Origin of the sequence: uncultured Cedecea sp. (assembly GCF_947498825.1) — a bacterium.
Taxonomy (GTDB): Bacteria; Pseudomonadota; Gammaproteobacteria; order Enterobacterales; family Enterobacteriaceae; genus JGM124.
Genome location: NZ_CANMLV010000004.1, coordinates 93,804 through 113,796 on the forward strand (window position 1 = coordinate 93,804; position 19,993 = coordinate 113,796).

Consider the following 19,993-nt stretch of genomic DNA (forward strand, 5'->3'; position numbering starts at 1 on the left):
TGTTGTTATTTTGCCGCGGTAGAGGAACCGTCGGCATGCCACTGGAAGACACCAAATTCAAATCCCTTCAGATCGCCTTTTTCATCCCAGTTCAGCGGCCCTATCACGGTGTTTGCACCTTTTTCTTTTAAATCGTCAGCGAGATCTGCCGGATCTGCACTGGCGCTACGTTCAAGGGCTTGCGCCAGTGACTGTACCGCGGCGTAGGTTATCCAGACATAAGGTCCGGACGCATCTTTTTTCTCGGCAACTAACGCATCAACAATAGCTTTATTCTCTGGATCCTGGTCATAGCGTTTTGGCATCGTGACCAGCATGCCTTCACCTGCATCACCGGCAATATTCGATAATGATGCATTACCTACACCTTCCGGCCCCATAAACTGGGTTTTCAAACCAACAGCACGCGCCTGGCGCAAGATCTGTCCCATTTCCGGGTAGTAGCCGCCGTAGTAAACAAAATCGATATTCTCTTTTTGTAGACGGGCCACTAATGTAGAGAAGTCTTTGTCACCGGCGGTGATACCATCAAAAAAGACGATATTGGCATTATTTTTCTTCAACTCATCACGCACTGAACGTGCCAGACCTTCACCATATTGCTGTTTATCATGAATGATCCCAATGCGCTGCGGCTTAACCTGCTCAAGAATATATTTTGCAGCCGTTGGCCCCTGAGAAGAATCCAGCCCTGCTGTACGCATAATGGTGGCATAACCGCGCTGTGTCAGCTCAGGGTTCGTCGCACCAGGTGAAATCATCAGAATGCCTTCATCTTCGTAAATATCCGAAGCAGGCTGAGTAGAAGAGGAACATAAATGACCAATGACGTATTTCACACCATCGTTAACAATTTTGTTGGCGACCGCTACAGCCTGTTTAGGATCGCAGGCATCATCATATTCGAGCGCAACCAGTTTATTACCTTTAACACCGCCTTTAGCATTAATGTCTTTGATAGCCTGGCGGGCACCATTAAATTCCATGTCGCCCCATTGTGCTACCGGGCCTGACATCGCCCCGACAACAGCCACTTTAATGTCTTCAGCGGTTGCCGCGTGAGACACCGCCAGAGCAATGAATCCGGCCAGTAATGTCTTCGCGTTCATCTTCATTTTCCTTTCCTTCTGGTGCGATTAAAAAACAAACAGCTATATTGTAACCAACACCTGTTTTTATGAATGACATGAAGGAGTTAGCGCAATATTTAACAATATTTTCGACTAAACTCTCTATATTTCATGCGATTAACTGGAGATATTATTCTGTATTTCATCAGAGATAAACAAAAAAAAGCATGTTTTGCAGCATAAAATAGCGATACAAAGCGCCGAACAATCTGCTGAAAATTAGTATGTTATTCTGATATTTTATAAATAGATGATGTTTATCTCTGGATTACGGAGTGAACATAAATTAAACCGCCCCTCCTGGTGTCAGAAAAGATAAAGCGTCTGGGGCGAATAAATTGGTTACACTCGTTATTTACCCTTTTTTCGGTTTGTCCATTTATGAAACTCACTATCATTCGTCTGTTCGCTCCTGATGTTCAGGATAAGATTGATCTTGGTAAAATATGGTCTGAAAACGCCGTAATGCAGCTGGAACTCAGCGAAAATAAACGTCTCTATGCCGCTAAATTTAATGACCGTCTGTTAGGGGCTGTACAAGTCACGCTAAACGGGACTCAAGGAGTATTAAACGCACTCAGTGTCAGAGAGATCACCCGTCGTCGCGGTGTCGGACAGTATTTAGTCGAAGAGGTTCTGCGTGATAACCCAGAGATAACGCACTGGACAATAAGCGCCAGTGGAACAGAAAACCACGATGTTATGCAGGCATTTGCCATAGCTCTCGGCTTTCTGCCACAAGAGAAGGGCTGGGAAAAATAGCACTGCAATAAGCTCAGGCCTTTCGGGTTTAATCCCAAAGGCCTGAATGGCAAGAACAGAGGAGTTAACTGCTAACGGGGTGAGTGGCAACTTTACGCCGATATGCCACATTAGAGATCAGTAACAATGCGCAAGCTGCGCAACCGCTGGCAAACCAGAGATTGCTGAGTAACCCAAAATGGTCAAATAACTGACCACCCGCCCATGAACCCAATCCAATCGATATATTGAACACCCCAACATATAACGCAGTAGCTATCTCCAGCATACGAGACTCTGCTTTCATTACCCATGTCATCAGTCCCACAGATATCCCGCCATAGGACAGACCCCAGAATAATAAGACCGCAGCCCCTCCAGCAGAAATGTTTCCAACTGTCAGGAACAAAACGGGTGTCAACAATAGACCTAGCGCAATGATAGCAAGCGTTAATGTCGTCCGGCGCATAGCGACTATTCCAGTCAGGAAGTTACCGACCATACCCGCAACACCATAGCCAAATAACAATATGCCCAGCCACTGCACATCAAATCCTGAGACCGATACCAGCAGCGGACGCACAAAGGTAAAGGCAGCAAAGTGACCGCATACCAGTAACAAGGTCAGCAGCATACCGATTTGTAATTTGCGATTAGCCAACTGTTCAACAAAATGCCGCACTCTGGCAGAGCCTTTAACCGGAAGGGAAGGAATGAACAATACATGCAGAACCAGGACTGCAGCACTGAACAGCGCCATACAGCCGAAAACCCAGCGCCAGCCGATAAGGTCGCCGATTAATGCTCCAAGAGGAACGCCAAGTACTGAGGCCGCGGCAACGCCTCCAAAAATAATTGAAGTGGCTAAGCCCACCGCAGAAGGCCGGACCAGCCTGACCGCCAGGCTACTGGCAATTGCCCATATTCCGCCGATACAGAACCCAATCAGTACACGAGCAACCAGCATCCAGCTCCAGCTGGGTGCTAATGCCGATGCCAGATTCGCAGCGACCAGTAGTCCCAGCAAGACACATAAAATACGGCGTCGGTCTGTCCCGCCTGATAGCAGTATTACCAGAGGTGAAAAGAATGCGGCCAGTAATGCAGGAAAAGAGACCATCAGGCCCGCAGTTCCGGAAGTAATATTCAACTCCTCGGCAATCGGTGTTAACAAGCCGACAGGAAGCAATTCCGTCGTTACAACAGAAAAGATAGCCAGTCCGACAGCACTCACTGCCAGCCAGGAATGCTGAACCTCCGTTTCTGCCGCCGCGGATGGAGATGAACTCATGGATTAGCCCCTTGCAATGAAAAATATGTTAAAAAGAGCAATACTGCAGCTAACTGCTGAACTATATAGCCTCAAACCCTGATTACCCGGTGTTTGTCAGACACAATATTGTCAAATACATACACCTCGTATCAATAAAATCATATTATAGATACACTGTGTATGTAAATACATTATGTCTGTAAAAGGAGAAATGAGATGGTCCGTCGTACCCGAGCCGAAATGGAAGAAACCCGTGCTTTATTGCTGGCAACTGCTCGTAAGGTTTTCAGTGAGCGGGGTTACGCGGATACCTCAATGGACGACCTTACCGCACAGGCAGGGTTAACCAGAGGTGCACTCTATCACCATTTCGGAGATAAGAAGGGTCTGTTAGTAGCAGTCGTCGAGCAGATCGATGCCGAAACGGATGAACGCTTGCAGGCTGCTTTTAACCGTGCAGAGGATCCCTGGGATGGCTTTCGTCGCCGTTGTCATGCTTATCTGGAAATGTCTCTGGAGCTTGAAATTCAACGCATCATTCTGCGTGATGCCAGGGCTGTACTCGGTGGCACGTTGCCTGAATCATATCGCTACTGTATAGAGTCAATGCAACAGCAGGTGAGTGTCCTTATTGAGCAGGGGATGATAGTCGACACCGACCCACAGGCCTTGGCCACTCTGATATATGGCAGTCTGGCTGAAGCCGCATTCTGGATAGCGAATGCTGAGGATGGGAATGCGCGTCTGGGTCAGGCGAAGGATGCTCTGGATTTACTGCTGCAAGGGTTATTAAAAAAACCGGGTATTACGGCATAAAAAAACTGCACCTGACTCAGGGAATAACTCCGCTTTTGGGGTGCAGTTTTTTATTTATATCGCAATGGAAAGAGCGCCACTTCGGTGCCGCTCTTTCAAATTAAGCGCTTATTTCGCGTCAGAAGAGGTCCCGTCAGCATTCCAGGTAAAGACTCCGAACTCAAAGCCTTTCAGGTCACCCTTTTCATCCCAGGAAAGTGGGCCCATTACGGTTTCAACGGTCGCACCTTTCAGGTAGTTTGCCATTTCCGCCGGATCAGAAGTCTTATTCAGACCATCAGCCAGGGTCTGTAGCGCGGCATAGGTGGTCCAGACGAATGCACCACTTGGATCTTGTTTCTTCGCTTTGATAGCTTCTACAATCGGCTGGTTTGCTGGATCCTGGTCATAGTTCTTCGGTTTCGTCACCAGTAAACCTTCCGCAGATTCACCGGCAATATTAGACAGGGAAACGTTAGCCACCCCTTCTGGTCCCATAAACTGGGTTTTCAGGCCAGCGGCACGTGCCTGACGCAGGATCTGTCCCATTTCCGGATGGTAACCACCGTAGTAAACGAAATCGATATTATCTTTCTTCAAGCGAGCAACCAGCGTAGAAAAGTCTTTCTCGCCCGCAGTCACGCCATCAAAGAATACGATATTAGCACCGCCCGCTTTCAGGCCGTCCTGAACTGCACGCGCCAGACCTTCACCGTACTGCTGCTTATCATGGATAATAGCGATACGCTGTGGCTTCACTTTATCAAGAATATATTTTGCCGCCGTCGGACCCTGATCGGAGTCAAGACCGGTGGTGCGTAATACCAGTTGATAACCACGAGAGGTCAGCTCTGGCGCAGTCGCCGCAGGCGTTATCATAATAATGCCTTCGTCTTCGTAAATATCAGACGCAGGCTGAGTAGAAGAAGAACAGAGGTGCCCAATAACGTACTTAATGCCATCGTTAACGACTTTGTTTGCTACAGCTACCGCCTGTTTCGGGTCACATGCATCATCGTACTTGGTGATAACCAGCTTATCGCCGTTAATACCACCTTTGGCATTAATATCCGCAACGGCTTGTTCTGCACCGGTAAACTCTTGGTCACCATATTGTGCGACCGGACCAGACATCGCCCCAACCACTGCCACTTTAATATCTTTCGCCAATGCGACGTTGCTCATGGCCAGTGCAATACAACCTGCCAGTAAGGCTTTGCCCGTCATCTTCATCCTGAGAGTCCCCATGTTGTTGTGAGTCATATTTTTATGTTGTGTGTTCAGCACGTTTTTTAATCAATCTTATCAGGTAGAATGGCACATGTGCTGTTGCAGCATTCTCTGCTAAAAAACATACCTTATTTTGCGATTTATGGAATAACAATTTTGTCACACAGCAATGTTTATCTGGAAAAAATACTAAAAAGCGGCTGTAGTGAGAGGTGAATGGCGACATAAGTCACAGGAAAAGGATTTTTGACAGGAACAGAAATGTAGGGTGTTAACTTTCTACTCTGACAAGGTGAAGTTCTCAGTTATGCCATCATATCGAGAATCCAGTTATGCGAGCTCATCACATTAGCAGCACACAAAAACTGTATCGCAGCGTCAATACCACTACACGGCATCGTTCGAATAACCCGGGGGCTCAGTATCGCTGGAAACGCAACGCGAAAAAACTCTCTCATGAGCTACTGCCGCAACGTGAATCAATGCACGGAAAGCAGAGTCGTGGTCGAGATTACACGCCATTGTTTCACTTTCTGCTCAAACAGACAGGACTACCCTGGGATAAGGTATTCAGTGAAGCCAGTGCTCGCCTTGATACCACTGACCCCGTCTTCTGGCTAGTGGCATTGCATGAACACCAACGCAGGGATTTAGTCTGTATTGGCGAAAGCAGCTTTTATCCCGGTCTGTTTGTTGACGAAAATGGGCTACTCCAGCAGGTCGATCCAGCAATTACAGGAAAGGATGTTGAGGTAACTTGCCGCTGCTGTACACATACATTCATTGGAGTACCCGTGTAAGAAACCAAAATACAGACAAAAAAAATGACCTGAACTCGGCAGAGTACCGAATTCAGGTCATTTTATAAGTGAGTGAAGATATTAGGCTTCGATAGCCAGGCGAAGTTTTTTCATCGCATTTTTTTCAAGCTGACGTACACGTTCTGCTGACACACCATAACGGTCAGCCAGTTCCTGTAACGTGCTTTTGTTATCTTCATCCAGCCAGCGAGCACGAATGATTTGCTGGCTACGCTCATCAAGACCCATCATTGCATCAGTGAGTTTATCTGTTGCATGGGAGTCCCAGTTATCATCTTCAATGCCATCGGCAAAGTTAGATGATTTGTCCTGAAGGAACAGAACCGGGGCCATAGGCTGGCTATCCGACTCGTCGTCATTAGACATGTCAAAGGTCATATCCTGTGCCGCCATCCGCGATTCCATTTCACGTACGTCTTTACTGCTTACGCCAAGTTCATTGGCAACCAGTTCGACTTCTTCATGGTTAAACCAGCCCAGACGTTGCTTATTTTTACGCAGATTAAAGAACAGCTTACGCTGTGCTTTGGTCGTTGCGACTTTCACAATACGCCAGTTACGCAGTACGTATTCATGAATTTCGGCTTTGATCCAGTGCACGGCAAAGGACACCAGGCGAACACCCACCTCAGGATTAAAGCGACGTACCGCTTTCATCAGGCCGATATTCCCTTCCTGAATCAAGTCTGCCTGTGGCAGGCCATAACCAGAATAATTACGAGCAATATGAACAACAAAGCGGAGATGTGAAAGGATTAGCCGCTTAGCTGCTTCCAGACTACCCTCATAATGCAGCTTTTCAGCCAGCTCCTTCTCCTCGTCAGCCGTTAACATCGGCCAAGAGTTCGCAGCCCGAATATAAGATTCCAGGTTACCAACAGGGGCTAAAGCTAAATTTTGCATTTCTTTGGTCATTCAAACCCTCTCTATAAAAACTTAAACGGATTGCCATGAAAACCGGCATCGGATGACAACACTCGCAACTACCGGGCAATCGACTTCATGCTATCTAGGACAATCACGTTATCCACAAGTTCAAAATAATTTTGTGGATAAGTTACTCACACTGTTCTTTCAGCTCGCTACCCACTTTATACACTAAAAGTAACGAGCGTTCAGTATATCAAAAAATCATTTATTCTGGTGTAAAATGCCGTAAATGTTGAACGGTCGCAAGCCATGCGGCCAGCCAGCCAATCATGGACGACACGAGTAATAACAATAAACACTCATCAAATCCTAAACCCCGCAGAGAGAACTGGGTGCCGAATACTTGAGCAACCTGAGTCACCGCAGAAGAGAGCCGCATCACCAGGATTTCCGACAGGATAAGCGATAAAAATGCCCCGCTGAAGCCTAATAATGCTCCGCCATATAAAAAGGGACGCAAAATGAAGCCATCGGTAGCACCAATCAATTTTTGCACATTAATTGTATCACGACGCGCAAAAATACTCAGTCTCACCGAGTTGCCGATAACCAGGAAGACAGCAGCCACCATCAGAATACCGATCATTGCAGCAACTCGTCCCACCAGCCCTGTCAAAGCAGCAAGACGCGCAAACCAGCTATCATCCATACGCACTTCATCCACACCCTGAACCTGTGTCAGTCTGTCACGTAAGGTATTCAAATGCTCAGTCGTTTGAAAATCGAGCTTTGGGTTAACTATCGCCACCGCAGGCAGAGGATTTTCCTCCAGCATATCGAGCGCACCACCAAAGCCTGACCAGTTACGGAACTCGCCTAATGCTTCATCCCGGGAGAGGTAGTTAACCTTATCGACCCCTTCCTCTGCCTCCAGAATACCAAGAACTTGCTGCGCCGCATCGTCATCTAGTGCTTTATCAAGATAAACGGTGATTTGCGGAGAAGGATAGTACTGAGATGCTGCCTGATTCACGTTTTTATAAACGATAAAACAGACGCTGGGTAAGGTCAGAGAGATGGCAATCACCATCACCGTCAAAAATGTCGCTAACGGTTTACTTTTCAGATCTTGTAGCGCACCTTCCCAGGCATAACGGAACTGCTCGTTAATGCCACCTTTTAACGACTTCTTCTTCGACTGAGGCGATTTATTCCGTTTTTTTCCACCACGGCCACCATCGCTCTGTCGATGAGACTGATTAAAATCGTTAATTTTATGACTAAAGCGCTTAACAATATTTAACACCGCCCGTTTATTCACCCGCCACCTCCGTGTAAATGGCCATTGCTTAAGGTCAGCAAGCGATAAGAACGCCGCGAGATAAGCCCCATATCATGGGTCGCCATTAATACAGTGACACCGACACGGTTGAATTCTTCGAACAGGCGTAAAATCCCTTCAGAAAGGGCATCATCAAGGTTACCTGTTGGTTCATCCGCCAAGAGCAGTGCAGGTTTGTTAACCACTGCTCGCGCGATCCCAACACGTTGCTGCTCACCGCCAGAAAGTTGAATAGGTAAGTTCTTTGCTTTATCCAGCAAACCTACCTTATCGAGCGCCGCTGAAACACGGCGACGGATATCTTCACCACTGGCTCCCGCAATGATCAGCGGGATCGCGACATTATCGTAAACGGTCCGGTCCATTAGCAGGTGGTGATCCTGAAAGATCATGCCTATCTGGCGGCGTAAAAATGGCACCTCACGGCTTTTTAAACGGCTGATATCATGCCCGCTAAAAAATATATGACCGGCGCTCGGCCGCTCAATGCCGCAGATAAGCTTCAGTAACGTACTTTTTCCTGCTCCGGAATGGCCGGTCAGAAACGCCATCTCGCCTGGTTGCATATGGAAGGTCACTCCCTGCAACGCTTGTCTCCCGCCGAGATAGGCTTTACTGACGTGTTCAAAACGAACCATTATTAATCCTCTCGGGCAAAAAGTGCCTCTATAAAATCTTCTGAATTAAACGGTCGTAAATCAGTAAGTTGTTCACCTACACCAATGTAACGAATAGGAATACCAAACTGATCCGCGATAGAGAATATAACGCCTCCTTTAGCGGTACCGTCTAACTTCGTCAATGTGATCCCTGTCAGTCCCACCGCTTCATGGAACAGTTTAGCCTGACTTATCGCATTCTGACCGGTACTCGCATCCAGGGTGAGCATAATCTCATGCGGAGCGTCTTCGTCCAGTTTTTTCATTACCCGGACAATTTTTTTCAGCTCTTCCATCAAATGAGATTTGTTTTGCAAACGCCCGGCAGTATCGGCAATTAATACATCAACATTACGTGCCTTGGCAGCCTGTATCGCGTCAAAAATAACCGATGCTGAGTCTGCGCCAGTATGCTGAGCAATCACCGGAATATTATTACGCTCACCCCAGACCTGGAGCTGTTCGACCGCGGCGGCACGGAAAGTATCGCCCGCAGCCAGCATCACAGACTTACCTTCCAGTTCAAACTGACGCGCCAGTTTACCAATAGTGGTGGTTTTACCTACCCCATTGACCCCGACCATCAGAATAACAAAAGGCGTTTTACCTTCAATATTGAGCGGCGCATCGACTTTCGCCAGAATATCGCTCATCTCTTCTTTTAATAATGTATACAACACTTCAGCATCACGTAACTGCTTACGACTGGCTGTCTCAGTCAGTTTTTCGATAATTTTTCGCGTGGTTTCGACGCCAACATCAGCAATTAATAGCTGTTCTTCCAACTCTTCGAACAAGTCATCATCGATTTTTTTACCACGAAACAGCCCCATAAAACCGGAGCCAAGATTCTGTTTCGTTTTAACCAGACTGCGTTTCAGGCGCGCAAAGAAACCTTCTTTAGTCGGTTTTTCTTGTTCCACAATCGGAGCGACTATCGGCTCCTCAGGAATATCGTCCTGAGCTATCTCCAGTGGACTTTCGGCTACCAACGGCACATTTACTGGTTCAGTTAGTTCAGCAGCAAGCTCTTCTGGCTGCTCCTCACTAACCGGGCTTTCAGCAACCGGAGAAACCATCACCGACTCAATCATTTCGCCAGCGGGTTCCACTGGCTGATTTTCAGTCACTGTACTTTCAGAAGCTGGAGCAATAGCCGGTTCAATGACTTCTGCGTGACGGGTTTCCGCTGAATGCGGAAGCAGGGATTCAATAGCCGCGACTTCTTCTGTAACAATTCTTTCCTGCACAGCGACAGCATGAGTTTCTATTTCTGCAGGCTCATCTGCCGGAGCAGCCTCAGGCGTTTTTTGAGCCTCGGCATGTGAAATAATAGACTCTATCGCCGCAACTTCTTCTGTCACGATCCGCTCTTGATGAGCCTGGAAAATCTCCTGCTCAACAGACTTTGATACTCCGTCCTGTGCTAACTCAGGTTCTGCAATTGAAGGATCCGCAGTCTCAGTTTCCTTCACGTCCACCATCGGCTCACTGGTCTCATCCAGTAAGACACGTGCATCTTCTTCCTGCTCTGCCAGAACTGGCTCTACCTGCTCAGCCGGTGTCGCTATCTGTGAGGCTATATCCGCCGCTTCAACCTCTGGTTCAGACTGCTCTACGGCGTCTTGCGCTTCAACCTTAGGTTCTTCCGGCTGCTCTTTCTGACCAAAGCCCAGCCAGGAAAAAAAGCCACGTTTTTTCTCTTTCGCCATTTGCGACTACACCCCTCGCTGTTTATTTATGGCACAGGTCCGATTCGCCTTGCCACGAGCATAAAAAAATAGTGCATAAGTCTACCACTTTCCTGCCTCAGCATCACGCAGCAGGAATAAGGTTTCCAGGCTTAAGCCTGGGGCGTTAGAATAGACATCAGAGATCAACATGTATGCAGTGAGCACAATGAAAAAACCTCAATCCACGGGTTCAGGCCAAATTCGCATTATTGGCGGCCAATGGCGTGGCCGAAAACTTCCCGTTCCTGATGCAGCCGGGTTACGCCCGACCACCGACAGGGTAAGAGAAACACTGTTTAACTGGCTTGCCCCTCATATTGTCGAGGCTCATTGCCTTGACTGTTTTGCCGGGAGCGGCGCGTTAGGCTTAGAAGCCTTATCACGTTATGCCGCAACAGCCACGCTGATTGAAATGGACAAAAACGTTGCTCGCCAGTTACAGAAAAATCTCGCCACTTTACAGGCAAGCCAAGGCAATGTACTGAATGCGAACACCTTAAATGTGCTGGCACAACCCGGTAAACCTCACCATATTGTGTTTGTCGATCCCCCCTTCCGTAAAGGGTTACTCGACGAGACCCTCAGTTTACTGGAAAAAAATAACTGGCTTACGGATGGCGCACTGATTTACGTTGAAAGTGAAGTAGAAAATGGTATGCCGCTGGTTCCCACATCCTGGACATTACACCGGGAAAAAGTCGCCGGACAAGTTGCCTATCGTCTGTTTATACGTGAAATACAAGGAACCACATGATGTCTGTTTTGATTAATCTGGGTCGCCTGCTGATGTTGTGTATCTGGGCATTTTTAGTGCTCAATTTAGTTCAACCTTTCCCACGCCCGCTGAATATCTTCGTCAATGTCGCATTCATTTTTATGGTAATAATGCACGGCCTGCAACTGGGTTTAATGAAAGCAACTCAACCTAAAGATGGCCCGCCACTTAGCAGTGCATCCCAGATCAAAATCTTCCTTTTTGGTGTCTTCGAACTGTTGGTCTGGCAAAAAAAACTTCGCCAGGGAAAATAACGGTTCCAAGACATCGTTCAGCGAACAGGATAATTAAGCATCGCTTTTTCGTTCCCTGCCAGTACACTGGAATGACGCACGACAACTAAAATAAGGATATGCCATGCTTTGGTCATTTATCGCTGTCTTTTTTTCAGGTTGGTTATACGTTGATTCTTGTTATCGAGGGCCTGCCTGGCAAAAGTGGGTATTTAAGCCCGTAACCCTGCTGTTGTTACTGCTGCTTGCCTTACAGGCGCCTCTCCCTGGCCCTACAGGCTATTTAATTATTGCTGGCTTGCTGGCGAGTCTGCTCGGAGACGCGCTCACCCTACTTCCACGCCAGCGTCTACTCTATGCTTTTGGCGCCTATTTTCTCTCACATTTGTTGTATAGCCTCTATTTTACCAGCCATACCAGCTTCGACTTGTACTGGCCTCTTCCACTGGCTCTAATCATTGTCGGCGCGCTGCTTGTTGCCACCATCTGGAGCCGTCTTGATGAGCTGCGTATGCCGGTCCTGGCTTTCATTGGTATCACACTGGTGATGGTCTGGTTAGCGGGCGCTAACTATTTCTCACGCAATACTGCCGCCAGCCTGTCGGAATATCTGGGGGCGGGCTTATTGCTGCTGGGGAATGTGGTCTGGTTGATCAGTCAATATCGTCGCCGGTTCTCTGTCGACAGTGCTATTGTGGCAGCCTGCTACTTTGGCGGACATTTCTTAATTGTCCGTTCGTTGTTTATCTGAACCACCAAAAATGCTCACTTCCGATAAATAACCCTTGACTCTGGAGTTAGCTCCAGAGTTTAGGATAGGCCATAAGATAATAATTATGACCCGGAGAGTGCTATGCACAACACATCTCAAAGCCCTCAAAAAACGCCACAGTTTTCACACAGTAAATTCAGCCCACTGAAGGCCGAAGAAAAGCACAGTTGTTGCGCTGAAAGCGATGGTTGTGCCTCCCCGGCTGAAACAACAGCTATCAACAGTAACGATCGTTATAGCTGGCATGTGGAAGGTATGGATTGTGCTGCCTGTGCACGAAAAGTTGAGAATGCCGTTAAAAATATCGCTGGTGTTAAGCAGGTTCAGGTCTTGTTTGCGACCGAAAAACTACTCGTCAAATCGAGCCGGGATATTCGTAGCGAGGTAGAACAGGCGGTCAATTCCGCTGGCTATAAACTCAGCGATAGTGCAGCGCCGAAAGCGGCACCCGCTTCTTTCTGGCAAGAAAATGGGACAATTATCGTCCTGATTGTCCTGATGGCGGTGAGCTGGGGCCTGGAACAGGCCAATCATCCATTAGGTAATCTGGCCTTTATTATTACGACACTGGTAGGGCTGGGCCCCATCGTCCGCCAGGCGGTACGTCTGATCCGCAGTGGTAGCTGGTTTGCTATCGAAACCCTGATGAGCGTTGCTGCGATTGGCGCACTGTTTATTGGCGCTACCGCAGAAGCGGCAATGGTATTGATATTATTTCTGATTGGAGAACGTCTGGAATCCTACGCTGCCAGCCGTGCCCGCCGCGGCGTCAGCGCATTAATGGCGCTAAAACCCGATAGCGCTATTCGTATTCGTAACGGTCAGCGTGAAACCGTCGCCCAGACAGAATTACGCCCGGGGGATATTATTGAAGTCGCTGCTGGCGGGCGCTTACCCGCCGATGGACGCCTGTTAAATGCATTTGCCAGTTTTGACGAAAGCGCCCTGACCGGTGAATCAATTCCGGTTGAACATCAAAAAGGTGAGAATGTCTCTGCAGGATCGACCAGTATTGACCGACTGGTACAGCTGGAAGTCGTTTCCGAACCCGGCGACAGCGCCATTGACCGGGTTTTAAGACTGATTGAAGAAGCAGAAGAACGTCGCGCCCCTATTGAACGTTTTATCGACCGTTTCAGCAGAGTCTATACGCCATTGATTATGGCGCTGGCACTGCTGACTGTGATAATTCCCCCTCTGCTATTTGGTCAGCTCTGGGAACCCTGGATTTATAAGGGGCTAACGTTATTACTGATTGGCTGTCCTTGCGCTTTGGTTATCTCAACACCAGCCGCCATTACTTCCGGCCTCGCCGCTGCAGCGCGTTACGGGGCACTCATTAAAGGCGGGGCCGCTCTTGAGCGTCTGAGCCAGATCCAGCAAATCGCTTTTGATAAAACCGGCACACTGACTGCAGGTAAGCCTCAAGTGACCACCCTTGTCACTGCAGAAGGCATCGATGAAAATCAACTCCTGGCGTTAGCTGCTGCTGTCGAGCAGGGTTCTACCCACCCGTTAGCTTTGGCTGTCATCAATGCAGCTCAGCAAAGACTGCTCACTTTACCTGTGACCGAACAACATCGCGTACTACCTGGAGTCGGTATTGAAGCGATGATTGCCGGACAGATGATCCGGCTGAGTTCACCGAACAAACTGCCTGACGGAAGTCTGAATGCCAAATGGCAGCAACGTATTACTCAACAGGAAGATGAGGGGCAAACGGTCATCGTGGTTCTACGCGAAGGTCAATTGCTCGGCACTCTCGCCATGCGTGACCAGCTGCGCAGTGATGCACGAGTGGCTGTTAACGCGCTGAATGCTTTAGGCGTGAACGGCATCATGCTGACCGGGGATAACCCTCGTGCTGCTGCGGCGATTGCATCTGAACTGGGGATTGATTATCGCGCCAGTTTACTGCCCGCTGATAAGGTCCGTATCGTTAATGAGTTAGGTCAGTCTGCGCCACTGGCAATGGTCGGCGATGGTATTAATGATGCCCCGGCGATGAAAGCAGCAACGATGGGAATAGCGATGGGAAGTGGAACCGATGTTGCTCTGGAAACGGCCGATGCCGCCATCACCCATAATCGTCTGACCGAACTGTCACGGATGATAACTATCGCCAGAGCAACACATACCACCATTCGCCAAAATATCTCGATTGCATTGGGATTAAAACTGGTGTTTCTTGTCACTACCTTGTTGGGTATGACAGGATTATGGATTGCGGTATTAGCCGATTCAGGCGCTACAGCATTAGTAACCGCTAACGCCTTAAGATTATTGCGCCAGAAATAAGCAAGGAACGCTTTAAGAGCTTGTCACCACAGCAATTTAGCCACGGACAGCGCGGAAGAACCGCAGCGTACACGCAGTACGCGAAAACTCTGAACACTGCCAAGGCAAAACGGCAAATAAAATAGCCTGACAGGATGGGCTCTAAGCGTGGCTTTTACGCAATAAATAGCGGTAAGGCTTACTTGCCGCTTCTGATGCGACCAGCTCATGCTCCATAAAACGGCAGAACCCTGGAATATCGCGGGTGGTTGCCGGATCATCTGCAATCACCAGCAGCGTTTCACCTGGCGCCATTTTGCGTACAGTTTTACGTACCATCATGACCGGCTCCGGACAACGCAGTCCTGTGGTATCAAGATTATGGTCAGGTGTTGCAAATAAATCGGTCATAACAGCCTCTGTCGGGAAAACTGCGCTAGTTTACGCCGGGCAGAATTTGATGCAAGCCACGTGAACGATTGCGTTAAAATTAACCATTGCAAAGGAAATGGAAAGCAGTATCATCCTCCGGCTTTATGATGAATCAACAGAATAACATCTGTTGTATTTGATATTGGGTTCCCTCACCCCACCACTAAAAAGGCTACAATATGATGCAATTAAATCCACGCCAGCGCGTTAACGCGTTGCTATGGCTGTCGCTATTCCATTTGTTAGTTATTACTTCCAGCAACTATCTGGTTCAGCTCCCGATCTCTATTTTTGGACTCCATACGACTTGGGGTGCATTCAGTTTCCCGTTTATCTTTCTGGCAACTGACCTTACCGTGCGTATTTTTGGCGCGCCGCTGGCACGACGAATTATTTTCGTCGTAATGATCCCCGCTTTGGCTATCTCTTACGCTGTATCGTCCCTGTTTTATATGGGAAGCTGGCAAGGTCTGGAGGCATTAGGCCAATTCAATCTATTTGTTGCCCGTATTGCTATCGCCAGTTTTATGGCTTATGCCCTGGGGCAAATTCTTGATATCCAAGTCTTCAACCGTCTGCGCAAGAGTCACTATTGGTGGATAGCCCCCTCTGTTGCCATGATATTTGGTAATATGAGCGATACCATAGCCTTCTTCTTTATTGCTTTCTGGCGCAGTACAGATCCCTTTATGGCTGAACATTGGGTCGAAATTGCGATGGTTGATTACGGCTTTAAGATCCTTATCTGCATGGCCTTCTTCTTACCCGCCTATGGCGTATTCCTGAATTATCTGCTGAAAAATTTTGCCGATGAATCTAAAAATTCAGCATGGCAACCAGGGTAAAAGCATACTTGTCATCTTGTGATAAAATAACGGCATTAGCCTCGCGGTTTACTAACGGAAAGGAAGAGTCAATGCATAAACTGGTAAAATATGTCGGTGTCAGCCTGTTAGTTCTGGGTCTTGCTGCCTGTGACAATAAAGACAGCAAAACCGAAGCTGTTGATAGTTCTGCTGCAAGTACAACTACTGCACAGACTGTGACTTTATTGGACGGAAAAATAAGTTTTTCTCTTCCGGCAGATATCAGCGATCAAAGCGGTAAAGTTGGCACTCAGTCGAACAATATGCATGTCTATTCTGATACTTCAGGTCAGAAAGCGGTGATTGTCATTATCAGCGAAGCCAGCACTGACACGCTTGCTGACTTGGCTGAAAGGCTGGAACAACAGCAACGCGCGCGTGATCCGCAGCTTCAGGTTGTCTCAAATAAACCCATTGAAATTAAAGGCCATGCTTTGCAACAGCTGGATACGATTATCTCCGCCCAAGGCCAGACGACTTACTCTTCCATCGTATTAGGTAAAGTCGACGATCAGCTATTAACTATGCAGATTTCTCTGCCGGCAGATAACCAGGCCCAAGCCCAGGCAAGCGCGGAAAGTATTTTGAACACACTGACATTGCAATAACCCTCTCTTCCAGCCTGCGGCCTTCTACCGCAGGCTTGTTCTCCCTTTTTCAGCTCTATCGTCCATCAATCTCTGCCCTTAATCCCAGTAAGATAAATCATGTTTACTCAGCCCGATATCTTTCAATTGTTCCGGGCTGAGTTCCCGTAACATACGTACCGTTTTGCGGTTCAATGATTTGCGGCGAAAGTACCGATAAACAGCTCCCAGGCTAAAAACAGGTCTGCGGGCTTGGTTTTCATTAAATTCCATCGTCTGCTCCTTCTTATGGCTCTGGGCATATCATGCTATGCCGGACAGTAAGCAGACAGATGCAAAAAACGATTCTTTTTAACATACAGATGGAGTAAAACATTAACTGAATGGCGTTACTTTCAACCATCTGTACTGGTTTTTGATTCTGTATGGTTCTAATAAGGATACAGCTTGACTCGTTACCAATATCTCGCCACCTTGCTAACTGAACGCATTGAGCAAGGCTTATACCAGAGCGGTGAACGCCTGCCTTCAGTACGTACTCTGAGTCAAGAACACGGAGTCAGTATCAGCACGGTTCAACAGGCCTACCATATTCTGGAAGACCAACAGCTGATCACCCCACAACCCCGCTCTGGTTATTTTGTCGCGCCGCGTAAAGCTATTCATCCTGTACCGCCACTAACCCGCCCAGCCCAGCGGCCGATAGAAATTACCCAGTGGGATGCTGTTCTGGAGTTAATTAACTCCCGTAGTAACCAGAACATGATCTCTTTCGGCAGCGGGATACCCGACCTGACACAATCGACCATAAAACCAATGTGGCGTGAGATGACTAGGCTTGCCCAGTGTCAGTCAAATACCTTGCTTAGCTACGACAGTATTTATGGCTTACCAGCCTTACGGGAACAAATTGCCCGCCTGATGCTGGACAGCGAGTGTCTGGTCACGCCGGACGATATCGTGGTGACCAATGGTTGTGTAGAAGCACTCTCGATTGCGATTCGCGCAGTATGCAAACCGGGCGATATTGTTGCGGTTGAATCGCCTTCGTTTCACGGCACCATGCAGATGCTGCGTGGCTTTGGTATTAAAGTTATCGAAATTCCTACCGATTCTGTAACCGGGATTAGTATAGAAGCACTTGAGCTGGCACTGGAGCAATGGCCAATCAAAGCCGTTTTCCTGGTACCAAACTGCAATAATCCGTTAGGATTTACCATGCCGGTTGAGCGTAAAAAAGCAATTCTCCAGCTGGCACAACGCTTTGATATTGCAATTATAGAAGATGATGTCTATGGCGAACTGGCCTATGACTATCCCCGCCCGGTGACAATCAAATCAATGGATGTCGACGGGCGCGTTCTGCTATGCAGCTCATTTTCAAAAACGCTCTCTCCGGGGCTACGAATTGGCTGGATTATTCCTGGTCGCTACTGGGATATAGCCTTGCATATGAAATATATTGGTACCGGCAGTACGACCACAGTGACTCAGCAACTGGTGGCTAATTTTATTCAGTCCGGTCACTATCATCGACATATAAGACGAATGCGCCAGCACTACAAACGCAACCTGGATATCTTTACCTGCTGGGTGCGCCACTATTTTCCTGGTGGTATTTGCGTCAGCCGTCCACAGGGAAGCTTTTTAATGTGGATCGAGTTACCAGAAAATGTCGATGCCGTAAGACTGAATCAAGCCTTATGCCGCCAGAACATCTATATTGCTGTCGGTTCACTGTTTTCCGCTTCAGGAAAGTATCGCAATTGTCTGCGACTCAATTATGCTCTGCCTTTTAATACAGAAACCGAAGGCGCACTAAAAATACTGGGTGAGGCGCTGAATTTCGCTATGGAGAACTGCTAAAAACTTTATTTATACTGCCGGGAAATCTCTCTGCCCGGCAGTATATACCCAAAATAATTCGAGTTGCTTGTAGGCTCCCAGTTCAGCCCGTCGATGAGCATAGATAAACTCTGTGATTCGGCGGGCTGGACGCAGGTAACACCCAAGCAACTTGAAGTATGACGGGTATAAATAGCCATATTCAGGTAACGCACAGTGTGAAAAATATATAAGCCTTTATATCTTACCCAACCTAAATAGCATCACTTCAACTAAACTTATGGCAAAGAGAATAGTAAAAACATGCAGTTAAATCATCTTGTCAAATCACTTTGAATGTTCTAATAAATAAACCATCTTGCTCGCGCTATATTTTTCATAAGAAACATTGTCGTTAATAATCATCAGGAATACATATTAACGAAGAAGCCATAAAAAACCGCGATACCACCATTTTATTTGATGGCGCAGAATTTATTCATTCATGTCATTGTGTATTAGACCGATCGGACGTTTTTATTCCAACTGTCGATGGAATGGATTTATCCCGTTCGTACCGGCATCATTTTAGGATGTTGTGCCTTTTCAGTGTCGTTTCTTTCTTGTTTGCCTCGTGTTTAGGTTTTGTTTAATTTTTGTTTTATTAAATGACTATAATTGTAACGATTTCGTTTTCATCATTAATGCACGGTTGTTGGCAAGGGTTCAGTTATGCCGGAAATAATGACGTCTTTTAATCATGCAGTCACTTCACTCTCTCGCTCTGAATGGGATGCTGGTAAGCAACACTCAGTCGTAAAAGACTTGGAGCAGGGCAAAGTTATTTTCTTACCCCAGCTGGCATTTTCACTGAGCGAGCAAGAAAAGCAGTTGCTTGATCCTGTGTGGGTAGATCCTAAACGTAAGAATATCAGTTATCAGCCTCTACAGGACAGACTGACTGGTGTCGTAAATAGCACACAGCAACCCGCTATTCGTGAATTACTGAAAAGACATTATCATTCATGCTGCCAGCTGATCGCAGGTATCTTGCCAGAATATCAGACTGCATTGCATACCCCTACCAATAGTCTGCGTCTGCATCCCGTGAAAGCCTGGACTAAAAATACCTCATGGCGCAAAGATGATAGTCGTCTGCATGTCGATGCGTTTCCTTCCCGTCCCAACTATGGCGAACGTATTCTGCGTATTTTTACCAATATTAATCCTCATGGTGAAAATCGTAGCTGGCGTGTAGGTGAATCTTTCCCCGCTCTCGCACAGCGTTTTTTACCGCGCCTGAAAAACTATTCCGTCCTTAGTAGCTGGCTGCAAAATACCGTCGGTATTACCAAAAGCTATCGCAGCCACTACGATCACCTGATGCTACAGATGCATGATGCGATGAAAGCCGATGCTGATTACCAGAAAAATGGGCCCCAGATTGCCATTGAATTCCCGCAAGGCAGTAGCTGGATTTGTTTTTCTGATCAGACGCCGCATGCGGCAATGGCGGGACAGTTTATGCTGGAACAGACCTTTTTATTACCGGTGAATAAAATGCATAATCCGCAACAGTCTCCTCTTAGCATACTGGAGTCACTGACGAATAAGAGGTTAATTTAGTTTTTAG

20 protein-coding genes are annotated in these 19,993 nt (G+C 47.5%); 11 read left to right on the forward strand and 9 right to left on the reverse strand.

The genetic code is table 11. The annotated features are described in order from the left end of the window. Positions 1–5: 5 nt before the first annotated feature. Positions 6–1,115: a high-affinity branched-chain amino acid ABC transporter substrate-binding protein LivK gene (gene livK / locus Q1A40_RS06755; RefSeq protein WP_299998686.1), complete on the reverse strand. Its 1,110-nt coding sequence runs from the start codon at positions 1,113–1,115 to the stop codon at positions 6–8. A 396-nt stretch (positions 1,116–1,511) separates the two neighbouring features. Here livK and panM point away from each other — a divergent pair, with 396 nt between their 5' ends. After that, a complete protein-coding gene (panM, locus tag Q1A40_RS06760; protein ID WP_299998687.1) occupies positions 1,512–1,892 on the forward strand; it encodes an aspartate 1-decarboxylase autocleavage activator PanM in 381 nt (126 codons plus the stop codon). A gap of 64 nt (positions 1,893–1,956) precedes the next feature. On the opposite strand, the gene Q1A40_RS06765 is transcribed toward panM, so the two are convergent. Further along, positions 1,957–3,162 (reverse strand): MFS transporter, encoded by a 1,206-nt coding sequence (locus tag Q1A40_RS06765; RefSeq protein WP_299998688.1) that lies wholly within the window; start codon positions 3,160–3,162, stop codon positions 1,957–1,959. Between the two features lie 198 nt (positions 3,163–3,360). On the opposite strand from Q1A40_RS06765, the gene Q1A40_RS06770 reads away from it, so the two are divergent. Next, a complete protein-coding gene (locus Q1A40_RS06770; protein WP_299998689.1) occupies positions 3,361–3,960 on the forward strand; it encodes a TetR/AcrR family transcriptional regulator in 600 nt (199 codons plus the stop codon). Between the two features lie 108 nt (positions 3,961–4,068). On the opposite strand, the gene Q1A40_RS06775 is transcribed toward Q1A40_RS06770, so the two are convergent. Beyond that, entirely contained in the window at positions 4,069–5,172 is a 1,104-nt protein-coding gene (locus tag Q1A40_RS06775; protein ID WP_299998690.1) for a branched-chain amino acid ABC transporter substrate-binding protein, read from the reverse strand. A 329-nt stretch (positions 5,173–5,501) separates the two neighbouring features. On the opposite strand from Q1A40_RS06775, the gene Q1A40_RS06780 reads away from it, so the two are divergent. Beyond that, positions 5,502–5,969 (forward strand): hypothetical protein, encoded by a 468-nt coding sequence (locus Q1A40_RS06780; RefSeq protein WP_299998691.1) that lies wholly within the window; start codon positions 5,502–5,504, stop codon positions 5,967–5,969. 81 nt (positions 5,970–6,050) lie between these two features. Here Q1A40_RS06780 and rpoH read toward each other — a convergent pair whose 3' ends face one another. From rpoH to ftsY, 4 genes are all read right to left on the reverse strand, one after another. Next, positions 6,051–6,905 carry an RNA polymerase sigma factor RpoH gene (rpoH, locus tag Q1A40_RS06785; RefSeq protein ID WP_299998692.1) on the reverse strand — a complete coding sequence of 285 codons (855 nt, stop codon included), beginning with the start codon at positions 6,903–6,905 and terminating at the stop codon, positions 6,051–6,053. Between the two features lie 220 nt (positions 6,906–7,125). After that, entirely contained in the window at positions 7,126–8,181 is a 1,056-nt protein-coding gene (gene ftsX / locus Q1A40_RS06790) for a permease-like cell division protein FtsX (protein ID WP_299998693.1), read from the reverse strand. After that, on the reverse strand, positions 8,178–8,840 hold the full coding sequence (gene ftsE, locus Q1A40_RS06795; RefSeq protein ID WP_299998694.1) for a cell division ATP-binding protein FtsE: 663 nt from the start codon (positions 8,838–8,840) through the stop codon (positions 8,178–8,180). Before ftsE ends, ftsX begins: the two co-directional genes overlap by 4 nt. A 2-nt stretch (positions 8,841–8,842) precedes the next feature. Then, the gene (ftsY, locus tag Q1A40_RS06800) at positions 8,843–10,573 is read right to left on the reverse strand and encodes a signal recognition particle-docking protein FtsY (RefSeq protein ID WP_299998695.1); all 1,731 of its coding nucleotides are present in this window, start codon (positions 10,571–10,573) and stop codon (positions 8,843–8,845) included. Between the two features lie 187 nt (positions 10,574–10,760). On the opposite strand from ftsY, the gene rsmD reads away from it, so the two are divergent. From rsmD to zntA, 4 genes are all read left to right on the forward strand, one after another. Then, positions 10,761–11,348 (forward strand): 16S rRNA (guanine(966)-N(2))-methyltransferase, encoded by a 588-nt coding sequence (gene rsmD / locus Q1A40_RS06805; RefSeq protein ID WP_299998697.1) that lies wholly within the window; start codon positions 10,761–10,763, stop codon positions 11,346–11,348. Next, a complete protein-coding gene (locus Q1A40_RS06810; protein ID WP_299998922.1) occupies positions 11,348–11,623 on the forward strand; it encodes a DUF1145 family protein in 276 nt (91 codons plus the stop codon). The genes rsmD and Q1A40_RS06810 overlap by 1 nt, the downstream gene beginning before the upstream one ends. Before the next feature lie 103 nt (positions 11,624–11,726). Continuing rightward, positions 11,727–12,353 carry a lysoplasmalogenase gene (locus Q1A40_RS06815; protein ID WP_299998698.1) on the forward strand — a complete coding sequence of 209 codons (627 nt, stop codon included), beginning with the start codon at positions 11,727–11,729 and terminating at the stop codon, positions 12,351–12,353. A gap of 102 nt (positions 12,354–12,455) precedes the next feature. Then, positions 12,456–14,672 (forward strand): Zn(II)/Cd(II)/Pb(II) translocating P-type ATPase ZntA, encoded by a 2,217-nt coding sequence (gene zntA / locus Q1A40_RS06820; protein ID WP_299998699.1) that lies wholly within the window; start codon positions 12,456–12,458, stop codon positions 14,670–14,672. Between the two features lie 141 nt (positions 14,673–14,813). Here the strand turns inward: zntA and tusA are convergent, their stop codons facing one another. Then, the gene (tusA, locus tag Q1A40_RS06825) at positions 14,814–15,062 is read right to left on the reverse strand and encodes a sulfurtransferase TusA (protein WP_299998700.1); all 249 of its coding nucleotides are present in this window, start codon (positions 15,060–15,062) and stop codon (positions 14,814–14,816) included. A gap of 200 nt (positions 15,063–15,262) precedes the next feature. Here tusA and Q1A40_RS06830 point away from each other — a divergent pair, with 200 nt between their 5' ends. Both Q1A40_RS06830 and Q1A40_RS06835 read left to right on the forward strand, forming a co-directional pair. After that, a complete protein-coding gene (locus Q1A40_RS06830; protein WP_299998701.1) occupies positions 15,263–15,928 on the forward strand; it encodes a 7-cyano-7-deazaguanine/7-aminomethyl-7-deazaguanine transporter in 666 nt (221 codons plus the stop codon). Positions 15,929–15,999: 71 nt separating this feature from the next. Further along, positions 16,000–16,557, forward strand: coding sequence for a DcrB family lipoprotein (locus tag Q1A40_RS06835; protein WP_299998702.1), 558 nt, complete (start codon positions 16,000–16,002; stop codon positions 16,555–16,557). Between the two features lie 78 nt (positions 16,558–16,635). Here the strand turns inward: Q1A40_RS06835 and Q1A40_RS06840 are convergent, their stop codons facing one another. Then, positions 16,636–16,809, reverse strand: a complete 174-nt coding sequence (locus tag Q1A40_RS06840; RefSeq protein ID WP_299998704.1) for a DUF1127 domain-containing protein — start codon at positions 16,807–16,809, stop codon at positions 16,636–16,638. A gap of 174 nt (positions 16,810–16,983) precedes the next feature. Between Q1A40_RS06840 and Q1A40_RS06845 the strand changes: the two genes are divergently transcribed. Further along, the gene (locus Q1A40_RS06845; protein WP_299998705.1) at positions 16,984–18,402 is read left to right on the forward strand and encodes a PLP-dependent aminotransferase family protein; all 1,419 of its coding nucleotides are present in this window, start codon (positions 16,984–16,986) and stop codon (positions 18,400–18,402) included. A gap of 702 nt (positions 18,403–19,104) precedes the next feature. Continuing rightward, positions 19,105–19,986: a Kdo hydroxylase family protein gene (locus Q1A40_RS06850; RefSeq protein ID WP_299998706.1), complete on the forward strand. Its 882-nt coding sequence runs from the start codon at positions 19,105–19,107 to the stop codon at positions 19,984–19,986. Positions 19,987–19,993 lie beyond the last annotated feature (7 nt).